This window comes from Fredinandcohnia onubensis, assembly GCF_002734285.1.
Classification (GTDB): Bacteria; Bacillota; Bacilli; order Bacillales; family Bacillaceae_L; genus Ferdinandcohnia; species Ferdinandcohnia onubensis_A.
Genome location: NZ_NSEA01000019.1, coordinates 62,375 through 77,638 on the forward strand (window position 1 = coordinate 62,375; position 15,264 = coordinate 77,638).

Below are 15,264 nucleotides of genomic sequence, written 5' to 3' on the forward strand. Positions count from 1 at the left end.
ATTAGTAGAAATCTGTACTAATCGGGCTTTTTTGAATTTGGCGATTTCAATAAAACGTTTGTTTGAATTGTTTTTGTTTAGGGGAGGGGTTTGTGAGTGAGGCTGTTATGATGTGAATTTAGTATTTTTGTATAGTGGTGGAGTGGTGGGTTCTATATACCCTTCTCGGACAATTTTTATTTTAACAGTAGAGGGTCGGAGGGATAGGTCCCATGACCCACTTTTTTTGCTGACATTTTGGTCCTATAGTATTTTCTTTATCATGATTGTACCCGTTTTTTTGATTCTCACTGATGATGGTAGAACAGCATCAAGTGGTATTGACCGGAATACGATGTATGGGATTTCGTGTGCGTCATCGAATTGGTTGCTTGATAACCTGTGTTTTATTTGTACTTTAATTTTGTATGAACCAGGTTCCGTAGGGTTCCAGGTTACATTGTTCACGTTTGAGTAGCTGTTACTTTCAATTAAGTGTGTTCCTTTGAATATGAAGAACCGATATTCGAGATCTTCTTGGTTTTGTGCTAACGCTGTAATTTCAACTTTATTTTTCATAGGGAGTAGGCTACTTCCATTGGTCTTTATGTTTTGAATCGTAGCGGGTTTAAATACGATGAAGGTTAGTTCCTTTTCTGAATCAGTGTCTTCCTTAGAAAGTTGGTGTTTTGCCTGTACTTTTATTGTATAAATTCCTGATTTGTTAGGCTTCCAAACAGCAGTCTTTGTACTTGAGAAATCTTGGAGTGTGCTCCAGCGTTCACCATCGTAGACGGTGAACTTAAATAGATTAGAAGAGTCATCGTTGGTTGCGGCATTGATTGTTATTGCTGTATAAATGGGCTGAGGCTCTTCTTTATCATTTGAAATGGAAGCTATAGATGCTGGTTGAAAGATCACATAGTTGATCAATGATTCATCGTCAAATTCATTGTTCGAGAGTTTATGCTTTGTTTGAATTTTAATATTGTAGGTGCCTGGCTTAGTAGGCTTCCAGGAAAGTTCAGTTGCTTCTGAATAGTCCTGAATAGTTTCCCATTTATCTCCTGTTTGAATTAAAAATTTTACGAGATTATCATTTGGATGGTTCGTTTTCGTTTTGAATGTAATACTAGTCTGTACAGGTTGCGGGCTTTCTTTTTCAGCACTCACCGATTGTAACTTTGCGGGTTTGATAACCGTATAAGGAATGACTTTTTCATCATCAAAGGGTTTATCTGAGTGATTACTTCTTACTCGGACTCGGATATTGTAGGTGCCAGCTGTTTTCGGTGTCCAAACTAGTTTGTTAGATTGAGAGAAATCCTGTAATTTGGACCACTTTTCTCCATCAAATACTTCAAACTGGTAGGAGGTCGGGAGGTTGTAGGATGTGGTTGCAGTAACTGTTATGGCAGTGTCCTCAGGTTGCGGACTTGAGTGGCTTACCTTAACGGCCTCAAGTTTACTATATGCGCTATAGCCATTTGAGGCAGCAATCGCTTCAAAGGAGCTCGACGAGTTTGTGATAATGACATTTGTATATAGGTTGACTCGATCAAATAACCAACGCACCTCGTCATCATACATGCGCACACAGCCCTTGCTTGCATATGTGCCGATTGAAGCTGGATTATTGTTTCCGTGAATGGCATAAGTGGTTCCATAGGTTCCTCTTGCAGAAAGGCCAAGCCAACGATCACCTAATGGATTCCGTGGATCGCCCCCAGGGATATTATCTGTATAATAGGGACGATTCTTTATTTTATTCACGATAGGAAATGTACCCACGGGTGTTTGGCGATCGTATTTGCCCGTAGCTACCTTAAACGTCCTCACCAGCTGTCCATTCTCAAAAAACGCAAGCTGGTTTGTCTGTTTATTAATGATAATTAACTGGTTGGAATCTGCTTCTGTGACAGAAGCCCCGATAAAAAAACAAATAAATAGCAGTAATCCCCCTGTAAATCTCTTCATTCGTTCACCCCCTTACTACACCATATGCAGAATGGGGGATATATATAATACTTAGGGCGTATGGGCGTATGGTCACAGTGACGCCCCGGATTTTGTCGACACATACACTGTCACAGTGACGCCCCGAATATTGTCGAAGGTTGGTACGCATTGAGTAATATCAAGGGTATATGGATTTACGAAGGTTAAGATGATACACACGGAAATGAACAGGTTGAAGGGCTGGCGAAAACCGCCAACTCAAACGGAAAAGAAGATGAATCTCTACGATATGTAGTGTTCATCTTCTTTTTTATTTACAATGTTTTTTCATCTATTACAACGGATTTACGGTTCTTCAAAAGCATCTAACATATCCTTATAATTTCGATGACAACTGATTCGATATGCCTTTTAAGGTGTAAGATAGTTTATCAGCATACTTGTTATGTATGTGTTTTAGAGAAACATTTTGCAACTAGGAGGCCCGTATCATGAGTAAAGAACGTGAATCCTATTTTGACAATGCTAAATTCATACTCATTTTTCTTGTGGTGTTTGGACACTTTATAAGTCCACATAAAGAGGAAAATGAAGCTTTATATACAGTTTACAACTTTATCTACACCTTCCATATGCCTGCGTTTATTCTTATAGGCGGATTTTTCTCAAAGGGTATTATGAAGAAGGGGTATTTAATCAAGGTTTTTAAGAGACTATTGATTCCTTATTTTACTTTCCAGCTTATTAATTTTGTCATTCTTAGAATTTGGAATGGAACGGAAACGTTTACTCTTTTCCAACCATATTGGACGCTTTGGTTCTTATTGAGTATGGTGCTCTGGAATATCCTGCTTCTTCTATTCATTAAGCTGAAGCACCCAGCGATCATGATAATTGTAGCGATGACAATTGGTGTTTATGCAGGTTATATCCAAGATATCGGGACCTATTTCAGTCTATCGAGGACTTTTGTATTTTTCCCAGTATTCCTTGGAGGGTACCTGTTGAGAAAAGAACACTTTTCCAAATTCTTGCGACCTGACATACGGATTGCAGCGGGAATAATATTTGTGGGGATGTTTGTCAGTTATTTTGCCTTTTTCCCGCAGGAGGCGAAAGGGTGGTTGCTTGCGTCATCCTCTTATGAAAACATGGGTGTTGAATTGGGGCAAGCGTGGTTTATCCGTCTATCGATGTACGGACTGATGGCTCTTGCTACGTTCAGTTTCATGGCTATCGTTCCGAGAAGGAAGATGTTCATAACCCATCTAGGGGCGAGAACACTTTATGTCTACCTATTACATGGATCTATTGTGCAATTGTTCAAATTTTCACCGCTTAATGACTTCGTAGAGGAGTCCGGAAACTACTTTGTGTTATTCGTCCTGGCTGTGATTGTAACCTTGATTTTAGCTTCAAAACCAATCATTACACTCGCACAACCAATCATCGAATTAAAGACTCATCTGCTTCAACGTTATATGAACAGAAAAACAGCGGATGTATCATAGTGGGACAGAGGGACAGGTCCCTCGTCCCAACTTTCAACCTTCGAAAACTATGAGAATACTGGAATTTTACGTGCAATAGATTCTGTTAAACGAGTGGCTACTTTTGGAACAGCCCATTTGATAATCGGTGTTAACACCGCACCTGATAATCCGCCTGCATGGACTTCCACGGTACATGTCATAGTTGTTTTCCCATTACCTTCTTCTGCAGTAAAGTGACCGCTTCCTGTAAAGTTATCTGATAACCCTTTTAGTTCAAACTTGATATTTGAAGGTTCTTTCCACTCGGTTATATCTACCTGTGCTTTTATCGATTTTTTAATACCTTTCACACTTCCTTCAAATGTCCAAATCGATTGCTTGTCATTTATGATTTCATGTTCTTTATAGGCTGGTACTGTTGTTGCCCATTTTTCAAGATCACTGACATAATCCCAAACTGCTTGTACATCTACTGGAATAACTACTGTATGAGTTCCTGTCGCCATTATGCTTCCTACTTTCGCTACGTATGATATGTAAATTTAGATTTCTACCAAAATATTATCACATAAAACAAGTAAACTAATATGGGACAGAGGGACAGGTCCCGCGTCCCAGTCAAAATATTTATATTGTCCCCCCGAAGATGTAGATATAAGGAAATGCCCTCGCCCTAATTCGTGTATTGTGCAGTGATTCACATTTTAATGAAAACTCGCCGTCTTCGACGTCATTCTTCACACATTTTAGGTCATAGTGACGTATATAAATTTGTCGTAGGGACATGGCGTTGCCTGTGTCAAAGCACAAGTTGAGTCATTTCAAGCTAGTTAACAATTTCATCTGTGTTTTAATCTACAAAGTGTGTAATTTGATCAGGTTTGAAGTTACTTTCTATAATATTTTTGGTGTTTTTTAACCAAGTTATTTCGTTTTCACGGTTTAGGGTATTATGTAGATCAATAACGACTGGGATAACAACGTCGCCTTTATAAAGAAATTTATTACCCACCTTTTTAACAGAAATGGAGTATATCATTTTTAACGCCAGGTAAAGTTTCGGCTCAATAAAAGCAATACCATATTTTAAGTTGTATTGTTTAGTCAGAATATACAAAGTGTACAATAGAAATTCCAGATAACCTTCCCTTTGTAATTCCGATTTAATTGAGATCTTTTGAATAATAATCACTTTATTTATGTGTTCTGATACTTCATCTAACTTTGAAAAAGGGAAGAGTTGTTCGTAAGAGTTCCCATTCTTACAGTAGTTTAAAATGATTTCAATAGTTCCAACATAAGAGTTATTTTGTTTGTGTTGTACTAAAAAACGATAAACGTCTTTCCCTTGATAGGGTTCTAGATCATAGTTTTTTTCGGAATAAACTTTCATCCAAATCTTATCAAAAGCGTCTTGAAGTTCTTCCGAATTTACGATTTGTAACATTCATTACCCCCGGATTTATTTAATGAAGGGGAGAAATCCCCATGTTTTACTTTTATATGTAAGATATTGATCCCCAAATGTATTTAACATCAGTTCTTCCTCAACCTTGACTCTATAAAAATATAATATTGAGATACCCAGAGGTAATACGATAATACTGAAAATATTTGAAGTAGTTAAACCTATTCCAAGATAACTAATGGTTGAACCAAAATAACTTGGATGCCTAAAATATTTATAAGGTCCATTTTGTATTAACGTGTGCTCTGTTGTCACTCTTATGTATCCACTAAAAAATTTTCCTAAAACATATATAGAGTATTGTCTAAAAGAAACACCTAAAAGGGTAACAGCAATACCTAAATACTCTAAAAACATGGAATTAAGATTACCGATCTCCCAAAAGTAAAAATAGATTGATAGGCTAAGCATAATGATGGTGCCAAGTTCTAATGCTCTAGAGGAACCTTTATCTTGTATTTGTCCGTCTTTATTCGTTAGCTTTACATAAACATACAATTCGCCTAATGCCCATATTAAAAGTGAAATGATCAATGGTATGAAATGAATCAAAAGAACTATCCTCCTCAATAAATGATAAGGACTATTTTACCATGATATTACCAAAAATGAATACATTTAATTCCAAATTTAAATGAATCCAAAATTTATAGTAGGATATAGAAAACTCTTGCATCGCATGGGTGCGAAGGGACAGGTCCCGTGTCCCAGCCCAAGTGGTCACAGTGACGCCCCGAGTTTTGTCGAAAACTGAAGCAAGTAAGAATAGTAGGATATGATAAACTAGAAATGCAACTGAATATTGTGAGGGTGGTTGGTTGTTGATCTTCTTTCTTGATCTTTTGTGGATCGGAAAGGAGGTGATAATCATGGAAACATTTCTTGAATTTCTACGAGAAGTTCTGAAGGGGATTGTGCGTGAAGTCAGCGCTTTCTTCTTTAAGAAAAACATACTAGAGAACAAGAAAACCACCCCTCGCCGTAGTAAGCAGGGTGGTTCTCGAAAAACAAAATAGGTTTTGACAACCACCACCCTGACGGTAGAGGTTGCAAAAGAGAAGTGTTAGCGCACTTCTCTTTTTATTATATTCTTAGTATACCTGAAATAAACCTTGAAATAAAGGGAGGACTGTGTGGTCAATGAATGGTGGGTTTTCATTATAAGTATTTTTGATATTTTTGCAGGATTTTGTGCTATTTTGGAGAATAGTGAAATTATGTATGGGGAAGTCCTTCATATTATCTACGCTCAGAATTCTTTTACTATCTTCGATGTTTTCTTCTTTATTTTCTTCACTCATTCTTATTCTTATATTCATTCTGGAGCAACAGACTTTGGAATCCAAGACGGGAACTAAATATATTACAAGTGTTTGAGAGGGATGCGTATTGCCATATAAGAAACGAATTTTTGTACCAGGACAGTTTTATCATATTGTTAGCAGGGGAAATCGACGTGATCCTTTGTTTCGAAATGCTAGTGATTTTCAAGCATTTCTTCATATCATCCAACAAATCTACGAAAAATACCCTTTTGAAATGGCCTCTTATTGCCTAATGAACAACCATTACCACCTACAGTTACGATCCTTTGAAACTCCTATTTCTAAGATTATGGGGCTTATGAATAAGCGCTATGCCAATTACCATAATACAAAGTATCAGCTGACGGGACATGTGTATGAGAAGCGTTTTTTCGATAAAGCGATTAACACCAGAGAAAGCATGTTAAAGGTCAGCCACTACATTCATCTAAACCCTATTGAGGCCAAAATGGTGACACTTCCGGTAAATTACCCATGGAGCAGTTATAGGTGTTATAAGAATGAGAATATAGTTACTCCGGCGTTTTTGAATGTCAATTGTCTGCTAGATTACTACGAGGGGACGTCGTTGGAGAAACGTAGAAGGTATTGTGGTGAGGTTGAACAGTCACAGTGACGCCCCGAAATTCCTCGAAGTTTGTCGAAGGTTTAGATCACAACGAAAATCATAAACCCCATACTCCAAAAGTTACAATCAACCCAAAAAACTAGGTATTTCCTCATTTTTAGTAGATAGGACCTACTATTCATTTTTAATAGAAACTTCGGTTTTCGAAGGAATTTGATAGAAATAGCCAAAACTAGTGCGTTTTCGACAGTGAAAAAAGACAAATCCAAATCTACTAAACTCATACAATCTAGTTGTATTCATAGATAAAATAGTAGAGAGTGGAGTGGTGGTAGTGAAGAAGAAAAAGGTTATTTCGACGTTAGGGGTTATTGCGTTATCGGCAAGTTTGGTTACACCAGTGTTTGCACAACAACCGGAAACATCACCTGGGACACCAGAGCAACAGGTATTATCAGTAGAGGGGTTCACGAATCATGAGCAACTAGGGAAAAAACTCCAGCAAATTGCAAAGAGCAGCCAAGGAAAGGTTCAAGTTGAGGTAGCGGGTTACTCAAACCGTGGTAGAGAAATCTACAAGGCAACTGTTGGCCACGGAGATAAGGTCATATTAATGGAAAGTGAAATTCACGGAAATGAACCGACTGGAACGGAGGCACTACTAAACATTTTAAAATTCTTAGGTTCAAATTCTCCTGAAGCACAAAAGATTCGTGAGGAGGTTACGTTTGTAGCGTTACCGAAAATGAACCCAGACTCGTCTGAGTTAAATCGACGTGGAAATGATCTAACTTGGGCAGAGGTAGTAGAGGACTTCCCACAATTAGCAGGCGTAGAACCAACATGGAACTACTATACATATCAGAATCGCACATTTGATTATGCATCACAGCCAGGTTTTGATGTAAACCGGGACTTTAATCCAAACCTTGATTATGTCCCGCAGCCTGAGGACTTCCCAGGGAATTCATCTCAACCAGGATGGTTCATTACACCTGAATCCCAGGTCGTTCGTGACGTATATAAGGACCTTCAAGCTGAGTTTGGCAAGGTGGATGTATTTGTAGACTTGCACCATCAAGCACCATACTATGAGGTGGATGGCACAGATGATCTCGTAACATTCTCAATCAGCGGCCAATTCGTTCCACATCCATCAACACCTGAAGGGCAAAAATATGCGGAATATGCGGATACATATGACTATGACTTTGCGCGCCAGCTGAACGTTGCGGTGTTTGATGCACTACAAGAAAAAGGGAACTCAAACATCACCCTATATCCACAAGGCCTTGACTTACCAGGAACAGCGTTAGGAACATTTGCGCTAAATGGCAGTGGCTCCGTGTTGTTTGAAGTAAGAGGCCAAACACACAGCATGGGCCAAAAGAAAAAGGGTGAATTAGTAAAGGCGGTTGAAAGAGGTCTATACGGTATTATCAATGGTGTAGCCGATGGGACTGTGTACGATATTGATCCTGAAGAATACGAATCTATTCCGTTGACTGAGGGGAGACAGTAGTCGGATGTCACAGTGACGCCCCGAATATTGTCGAAGGGCCATGAACTTGTGACACAGGGGCAAGTCCCTTGTCCCACTTCCAAGTCATAGAACATCAAGGAGGGTAGGTACCTGCCCTCCTTTTTTATCATTTTACCTAGTTGATACAATTGATTGTCTTTTATATAACAAGGAACCCAAGATAAAGGCGACCCCACCCCAAAGGAGCATGTTCCCAAAACCAAGCCAGAGAGGGGATGAAAGAATAGGAGTATTATAGACCATACTGTCTCTTAGGCCATCTGCAAAATAGGTGAGCGGGAGAATGTTTGATATAGGCTGCAGCCATTCGGGCATTGTTTCAATTGGAAAGAAAATGCCACTTACAAACATCATGAGAAAGCTGACGATGTTTGCTACTCCCATATAGGCCTCATTTGTATTGCTAAAAGAAGAAATAAAATAGCCAATTGCATTAAAGGCAAGAGCACCCATTAAGAAGACTAACAGTAAACTAGGGAAGTTAATAAACAGATTAGCCCCAAATAGGAATACCCCAATTATGGATAACAGAGTGATTTGGATGATGCTAAATAACAGGCGCATGATCATATCACTAAGGCCAAAGATACCCATTTTTGCCGGGGTCATCCGCAACCTTTTTATTAATCCTTTTCTGCGCATATCCACTAAGTCAACCATTCCAAATAAGCCACCCTGGGCAATTGATAAAGCAATCATTCCAGTTAAGAGAAAATCCGTATAATCTAATTCCGGATCGCCAGAGGAAACCGTCTCGAATTGTTGCTTAAAAGTTGGGGTAGCACCAACAGCTTGTAGGTTTGCCTGCTGAATAAAATTATCCAGAATCCCCGAAACGACTTGCGTTGATACACTTTGTTCATTCTCTTTGTTAACAATCAGTTTTATCGATGTGGCCTGTGCCGATTCCGGCAAAATGATGGCAGCATCTACTTCCTTTGCTTTTACTAAATCTTTTGCTTTATCTTCACTAACAGAACCATCTCCGCTTTCTTCGATAATCGGAACTTGTTGTAGTTGTTTCGCCATCATCGTAGATGTTTCATGTGGAGATTCATTCACAATCACAACCTTCGTGTTGAAATCATCACTTGAACCACCGCTAAAAATCGTCATAAAGATAACCATTAAAATAACCGGGAAGAAAATCCCCCAAAACCAAGCTTGTTTTTCACGGAAGGTTAATTTTAGCTGGGCAAGGAACATTTGCTTAAATTGCTTGAGATTATTCATCCTAATCCCTCCACTCCTTACCGGTATAGGCGATAAAGACATCTTCAAGACTCATTTCGTGAATGGAAACTTGTTCGACTTGATATTCCTTTTCTTTTGTAAATTTAAAGAGGTCAAACAGTGAATCCTCGGGTTTAACTGTCCATAGATTAAGTGTAGTGCCCTCACGTTCTGTTCGTGTTACAGAATCAAGAGCGTTTGCAAAAAGCTCCGCATCCTGGGCGGCTATCTCTCCATCAAGGAAAGATAGTCGAACCTCTCTTTCATTCGTTAATTTTTCGATTAAACCGGAAGGGGAATCCAAAGTAACGACCAACCCCTGGTCAACGATACACACCCTGTCACTTAGTTTTTCAGCTTCTTCCATATAATGAGTGGTAAGAATAGTTGTTTTTCCTAATTTCTTAAGCTCAAGAATAATGTCCCACACATTTCGTCGTGCCTGAGGATCAAGGCCAGTTGTCGGCTCATCCAGAAACACGATATCAGGATCACTAATCATCGCTAGCCCAATGGCAAGTCGTTGCCGCTGACCGCCAGATAGTTTCTTAACCTGGTTCTTACGGTGCTCAGTAAGATTAACCAATTTGAGAATTTCCTCAGTGGACCGCGCCTTCCTATAAAAGGTAGCAAATAGATTCAAATTTTCCTCAGGTGTCAATAAATCAAACATGGCACTCGATTGAGGCTGTACACCTATTTTTCTTTTAATCGTAAGTGCATGCTTATTCCAGTTCAATTCTCCAAACTGTATTTCTCCCTGATCCGGCGTAACCAAGCCTTCTATCATTTCGAGTGTTGTTGTTTTTCCTGCCCCATTTGGTCCGATGATGGTAAAAATCTCTCCTTCTTTTACAGAAAAACTAATATCTTTAACGGCCTGAATGGAACCAAAGGATTTCTTCAAATTCCGAACCTCTAACACATTCATACTCACATCACCTTTCCCTTTAAACCGTACATTTTTCGCAAATGCCCTACACCAAAAGTAGTACCACGTTTATTCCTATGATGTGAGCAAAGGAAACATTCGTATTTTGGTCACAGTGACGCCCCGAAACTCCTCGAAGTTTGTCGAAAGGCGAGATACCTCTTCAGGGGCATGTAACATTTGAACTCTAAGGTTCTCTGTTAAGAAAATGTTAATACAATAAAAATATAAATTTTATGTGTTGTAATTTTAGGAATAGTATGATAAATTACTTTTTGAATGCGGATTCAAAAAGACAATTCATGAAAGTTTAAAGTTCTACAAAATAGTTGAAATAAATTTTGAATGCGGATTCAAAAGGAGGAAGGACATTGAAAAATGAAACAGAGAGTAAGCGCCTATGATGTTGCTAATCTAGCAAAGGTATCTCAGTCAACGGTATCGAGAGTTTTAAATAATTATCCATACGTTAAAAAGGAGACTAAAGAAAGGGTACACGCTGCAATAAGTGAACTAGGATTTTCTCCAGATGAAATTGCAAGAAGTTTGGCAAATAAAAAGACTAACACCATAGGGCTAATTGTAGAAGATCTTTCAAATCCCTTTTATGCAGAAACTGCACACATTATCTTAAGGGAGGCTCAAAAAAAAGACTATGAGGTTATTATTATAGACGCAGAAACTGACGAAGATAGTTTTGAAAGAGCCATTTCTAGCTTGATTAGAAAGAGAGTCGACGGCATTATTGTTGCTTGTATCCGAAAAGACAATAAAAAAATTGGAGAATACTCTGCAGAGGGACTGCCTATTATTTTATACAATAGGAAAATAGAAGGTAATGGGAGTATCCAAAATATTGAAGTCGATAATCGAGCTGGTGCGAAGATTGCTGTAAATCACCTGATCGATTTGAAGCATGAAAGGATTGCTTATATCTCTGGACCAGTTATCTACTCTACATTTAATGATCGACTAAAAGGCTATAAAGAGGCGCTCGAGGAAAATAAAATAGCGTTTGATCATAACATTGTTTATCAAGGGGTTATTTCGTATGAAAAGGTCTTTGACTTTTCAATCGGCTTAATAAGGAATGAAAATCCACCAACTGCCTTTTTTGCTTCAACTGATTATATTGCACTCGCAATTATGGACGCAGCAGCACGGAGTGGTTTACATATTCCGTATGATATTTCAATTATAGGTTTTGATGATATTAATATTGCTAGTAATCCTTTCATTGGATTAAGCACCATATCACAACAGAAAGAAAAAATGGCACCACTTGCTTTGAAGAAATTAATATCACTTATTGAAGATAAGGATGACAAAAAGGATTCAGTTAGTGTCATACTTTCCCCAAAATTAGTACTCCGCAAATCAACTGGCTTTAATAAATTTCGCTTAATTAAAAGGGGAGATTAGTTTAAATCTTTATGGGGCAGCATACGTTTTTCATACTTCAAGCGCATCAGACATGGTACCTGGTTATGCACTTGGCGTAGATGGAAGTTAAGTTGTACCATATTTTGAATGCGCATTCAAAGTGTCAGGAGGGGAATTATTTATACTTTACCGACTGAATTGAACCAAGATATGAGGAAGTTAATGATTCACAGGATGGACTTCAAGCCAAGGTTTATACTACTCAATTAAGAGATTATTTGATTGCCTATTAAGTTACAATTACCAACTTTAAACTAAAAATTTCGGAGGTGCGGAATGAAAAAGAAAAGTAGCTTTTTTGTATCGATTGGTATTTTGATTGTATTTTTTCTAGCAGGATGCAGTGGGGGTGCAAACGAAGCGAATGGCAAAGGTGGAGACAAAGTTGTGATTAGGATTGGGCATGATAGCAGTACAAATCACCCATCGCATACAGCTTTAGAAGAGTTTGAGAAAACGGTAGAACAAAGGTCTGAAAATAAGATAGATGTTCAACTGTTCCCAGCTGGTCAACTTGGTGATGCTTCTGAAATAATGGAGCAGGTTCGCCGTGGAGATGTAGAAATGGGTTTAGGAGCTTCAACACACTTTACAAAAACATTTCCTGAACTTGCAGTGTGGGAAAGCTTTTATTTATTTGATGACGCAGCACATGCCCACAGAGTATTAGATGGAAAGGCTGGTCAGGAAACTTTAGATGCATTAAATTCAAATGGATTAACAGGTCTTGGTTATATGGAAATTGGTTTTAGAAACTTTTCTAATGATAAAAAGCCACTTGAAACGATTGAGGATTTCAATGGATTAAAAATAAGAGGTTATAATCCATTGCAAATAAAAGCATGGGAATCGTTGGGGGTGTCTTTGACAAACTTAGCTTGGGGAGAATTATTTACTTCACTTCAACAGAATTTAATTGATGGCCAAGAAAGTGCTACAACTAGTTTTTATGACGAAAAATTCTACGAAGCTCAGGAGTATTGGACATTAACAAAACATGTGTACACAAACTATCTATGGTATACAAATAGTAAATTCATGGACGGCTTGTCTGGTGAAAATAAAGAAATCATTCAAGAGGAAATCAAAAACGCTATAACGTTAGAAAGAGAACTGATGGCCCAACTTGAAGAAGAAACTCTAGAGAAGTTACCCGAGGAAGGTGTAAAGGTAAATGATTTGCCATTGGAGGAAAGACATAAAATGGGTGAATCTATGAATAACGCAATTAAAGATGACATCATTAAACAAACCGGTCAAGAATTATACGATTTAGTTAAGGCTGAAGTAGACAAGGAAAGATAGTTATAATCGATGACAAACTCATAAATACGAGTTTGTCATTAGATTTTCTTAAAAGAAAGGAGAATGATAAATGAGAAACATTCTACCTTGGTTGGATAGAAATTTTGAGCCATTAATAATAGTTTTGTTATTTTATAGTGTTGTGGTTTTGATTACAATGCAGGTGATTTTAAGGTTTGGGTTTGATTCTGGATTTGCTTGGTCAGAGGAAGCTTCAAGATTTATCTTTATTTGGTTAATGTATTTTTGTTTTTCATACGCAACCCGGAACAGTAGCCATATAAAGATTTCATTTTTCCTCGATATTTTGTCACCTAAGTTAAAAAAAGTCATGATGATCATTGTTGATCTGTTGTTTCTTGCATTTTCTATTATCTTACTTTTGTCAGCAATTCAGATTTGTCAATCCATTTTTGAATATGGTGACCAAGCTGTAACGATTAATATTTCGATGAATGTGGTATATGGTGCAGGGGTAATTGGCTTTTTGCTCATGACAATTCGTTTAGTTCAGCGACTAATTTGGAAGATTAAAAAGTTTTCAGATTCTATTGAAGTATTTGAAAATGAAGGGTCCTTTTACACAGGAGCAGATAAGCTATTCCTTCTTCCAAAGAATAAAGAAAAGGAGGAGTAACGTTGACAACCTTACTGTTATTCGGTTCATTTATCCTTCTGTTAATTATCTCTGTACCAATTGCCATTTCATTGGGGTTAGCTTCAGTTATCACGATTTTAGTTCTAAATCCAATAAGCTTAGAATCCTTTACACAAACTACAATTCAGGGACTAAACTCTTTCCCGTTAATGGCAGTTCCTCTTTTTGCATTCGCAGGAGACATCATGGCAAGAGGTGGAATTTCTAAACGCCTTCTTGATTTAGTAAGTGTGTTTTTTGATCGTTTTACCGGTGGTTTGGGTGTTGTTGCAATTGTCACCTCCTTATTCTTTGCAGCAATTTCTGGAACGGGTTCTGCCACAGTGGCTGCTATTGGTACTATTATGATCCCGGCAATGGTGGCTAAAAATTATAATAAACCTTTTGCAGGAGCACTTGTTGCGACAGCTGGAACAGTAGGTACATTGATACCACCTAGTATTACGATGATTATCTATGCTGTAGCAGCTGGTGTCTCCGTTACTGGCATGTTTAGTGCAGGGATAGGACCAGGAATATTAGTTGGAATTGCCTTATCCATCTACACTATCTATTATGCTCGAAAACACAAATATACAGGTGAGAGAAAGGAATATTCATTTAAGTCATTTTTACTTCTATTTTTTAATGCAATACCTGCTTTATTGCTGCCTGTTATTATTCTTGGTGGAATATATGGAGGAGTATTTACTCCTACTGAAGCTGCAGCAGTAGGATGTGTGTATGGAATTATTATAAGTGTTTTTGTTTATAAGGAAGTTAAAATTTCTGAACTACCCTTTATAGGCTATAATGCGTGCCTGCTTTCTGCTGGGGTATTAATTATTATCGGTGTTTCAACGGGATTTGGTCATATCTTAACAATTACGCAGGTTCCAACAACTATTGCAAACTTCATACTTAGCATAACTTCAAACGTAATCCTAGTTTTATTGCTAATTAATCTTTTACTTTTAGTAGTAGGGACGTTTATGGAAACGAACGCTGCAATTATTATACTTGTTCCAGTCCTTTTACCGGTTGTAATAGAATTGGGTGTTGATCCAATTCATTTTGGATTAATCATGATACTTAATTTAGCCATAGGATTTATCACTCCTCCTCTAGGAGCTAATTTATTTATGGCAAGTCAAGTCAGCCGAATTAAATTTGATTTGTTAGCTAGAGCGATAGGCCCATGGGTTGTGGTTATGGTTATCGTTCTATTACTAGTTACCTTCATTCCAGAAATTTCTATGACAATACCGAATTGGCTAAAATGATTGATTAAAGGGTCACAGTGACGCCTCGAATTTTGTCGAAGGGCCGGGTGATTTTCCTCCAGCTGTGGGTCACAGGGACAGGTCCCTTGTCCCACTT

15 protein-coding genes are annotated in these 15,264 nt (G+C 38.0%); 9 read left to right on the forward strand and 6 right to left on the reverse strand.

Annotation, left to right across the window (positions count from 1 at the left end; all coding sequences use genetic code 11):
- Nucleotides 1-243: 243 nt before the first annotated feature.
- Nucleotides 244-1,956 carry a triple tyrosine motif-containing protein gene (locus tag CKJ95_RS17595; RefSeq protein ID WP_099354745.1) on the reverse strand — a complete coding sequence of 571 codons (1,713 nt, stop codon included), beginning with the start codon at nucleotides 1,954-1,956 and terminating at the stop codon, nucleotides 244-246.
- A 473-nt stretch (nucleotides 1,957-2,429) separates the two neighbouring features.
- On the opposite strand from CKJ95_RS17595, the gene CKJ95_RS17600 reads away from it, so the two are divergent.
- Nucleotides 2,430-3,449, forward strand: coding sequence for an acyltransferase family protein (locus CKJ95_RS17600; RefSeq protein WP_099354746.1), 1,020 nt, complete (start codon nucleotides 2,430-2,432; stop codon nucleotides 3,447-3,449).
- A gap of 47 nt (nucleotides 3,450-3,496) precedes the next feature.
- Here CKJ95_RS17600 and CKJ95_RS17605 read toward each other — a convergent pair whose 3' ends face one another.
- The 3 genes from CKJ95_RS17605 to CKJ95_RS17615 form a co-directional block, all read right to left on the reverse strand.
- Entirely contained in the window at nucleotides 3,497-3,937 is a 441-nt protein-coding gene (locus CKJ95_RS17605) for a CoxG family protein (RefSeq protein WP_099354747.1), read from the reverse strand.
- Between the two features lie 344 nt (nucleotides 3,938-4,281).
- Nucleotides 4,282-4,878 carry a hypothetical protein gene (locus tag CKJ95_RS17610; RefSeq protein ID WP_099354748.1) on the reverse strand — a complete coding sequence of 199 codons (597 nt, stop codon included), beginning with the start codon at nucleotides 4,876-4,878 and terminating at the stop codon, nucleotides 4,282-4,284.
- 15 nt (nucleotides 4,879-4,893) lie between these two features.
- Nucleotides 4,894-5,451, reverse strand: a complete 558-nt coding sequence (locus tag CKJ95_RS17615; protein WP_099354749.1) for a methyltransferase family protein — start codon at nucleotides 5,449-5,451, stop codon at nucleotides 4,894-4,896.
- A 317-nt stretch (nucleotides 5,452-5,768) separates the two neighbouring features.
- Between CKJ95_RS17615 and CKJ95_RS23535 the strand changes: the two genes are divergently transcribed.
- The 4 genes from CKJ95_RS23535 (at nucleotide 5,769) to CKJ95_RS17635 (ending at nucleotide 8,314) form a co-directional block, all read left to right on the forward strand.
- Nucleotides 5,769-5,915, forward strand: a complete 147-nt coding sequence (locus tag CKJ95_RS23535; protein WP_099354750.1) for a hypothetical protein — start codon at nucleotides 5,769-5,771, stop codon at nucleotides 5,913-5,915.
- 117 nt (nucleotides 5,916-6,032) lie between these two features.
- Complete coding sequence (locus CKJ95_RS17625; RefSeq protein ID WP_099354751.1) at nucleotides 6,033-6,257, forward strand: hypothetical protein; 225 nt, start codon at nucleotides 6,033-6,035, stop codon at nucleotides 6,255-6,257.
- Between the two features lie 31 nt (nucleotides 6,258-6,288).
- Nucleotides 6,289-6,840 carry a transposase gene (locus tag CKJ95_RS17630; RefSeq protein WP_099354752.1) on the forward strand — a complete coding sequence of 184 codons (552 nt, stop codon included), beginning with the start codon at nucleotides 6,289-6,291 and terminating at the stop codon, nucleotides 6,838-6,840.
- Between the two features lie 286 nt (nucleotides 6,841-7,126).
- A complete protein-coding gene (locus CKJ95_RS17635) occupies nucleotides 7,127-8,314 on the forward strand; it encodes a M14 family zinc carboxypeptidase (protein ID WP_257215842.1) in 1,188 nt (395 codons plus the stop codon).
- Between the two features lie 132 nt (nucleotides 8,315-8,446).
- Here CKJ95_RS17635 and CKJ95_RS17640 read toward each other — a convergent pair whose 3' ends face one another.
- Together CKJ95_RS17640 and CKJ95_RS17645 are read right to left on the reverse strand one after the other, a co-directional pair.
- On the reverse strand, nucleotides 8,447-9,568 hold the full coding sequence (locus CKJ95_RS17640; RefSeq protein WP_257215843.1) for an ABC transporter permease: 1,122 nt from the start codon (nucleotides 9,566-9,568) through the stop codon (nucleotides 8,447-8,449).
- A 1-nt stretch (nucleotide 9,569) separates the two neighbouring features.
- Nucleotides 9,570-10,499: an ABC transporter ATP-binding protein gene (locus CKJ95_RS17645; RefSeq protein ID WP_099354753.1), complete on the reverse strand. Its 930-nt coding sequence runs from the start codon at nucleotides 10,497-10,499 to the stop codon at nucleotides 9,570-9,572.
- A gap of 378 nt (nucleotides 10,500-10,877) precedes the next feature.
- Between CKJ95_RS17645 and CKJ95_RS17650 the strand changes: the two genes are divergently transcribed.
- The 4 genes from CKJ95_RS17650 to CKJ95_RS17665 all read left to right on the forward strand — a co-directional run bounded on the left by CKJ95_RS17650 (nucleotide 10,878) and on the right by CKJ95_RS17665 (nucleotide 15,167).
- Nucleotides 10,878-11,921 carry a LacI family DNA-binding transcriptional regulator gene (locus CKJ95_RS17650; RefSeq protein WP_099354754.1) on the forward strand — a complete coding sequence of 348 codons (1,044 nt, stop codon included), beginning with the start codon at nucleotides 10,878-10,880 and terminating at the stop codon, nucleotides 11,919-11,921.
- A 297-nt stretch (nucleotides 11,922-12,218) separates the two neighbouring features.
- Complete coding sequence (locus CKJ95_RS17655) at nucleotides 12,219-13,247, forward strand: TRAP transporter substrate-binding protein (RefSeq protein ID WP_099354755.1); 1,029 nt, start codon at nucleotides 12,219-12,221, stop codon at nucleotides 13,245-13,247.
- Between the two features lie 70 nt (nucleotides 13,248-13,317).
- Nucleotides 13,318-13,884 (forward strand): TRAP transporter small permease, encoded by a 567-nt coding sequence (locus CKJ95_RS17660; RefSeq protein WP_099354756.1) that lies wholly within the window; start codon nucleotides 13,318-13,320, stop codon nucleotides 13,882-13,884.
- Nucleotides 13,885-13,886: 2 nt separating this feature from the next.
- The gene (locus CKJ95_RS17665; protein WP_099354757.1) at nucleotides 13,887-15,167 is read left to right on the forward strand and encodes a TRAP transporter large permease; all 1,281 of its coding nucleotides are present in this window, start codon (nucleotides 13,887-13,889) and stop codon (nucleotides 15,165-15,167) included.
- The last annotated feature ends 97 nt before the right edge of the window (nucleotides 15,168-15,264 follow it).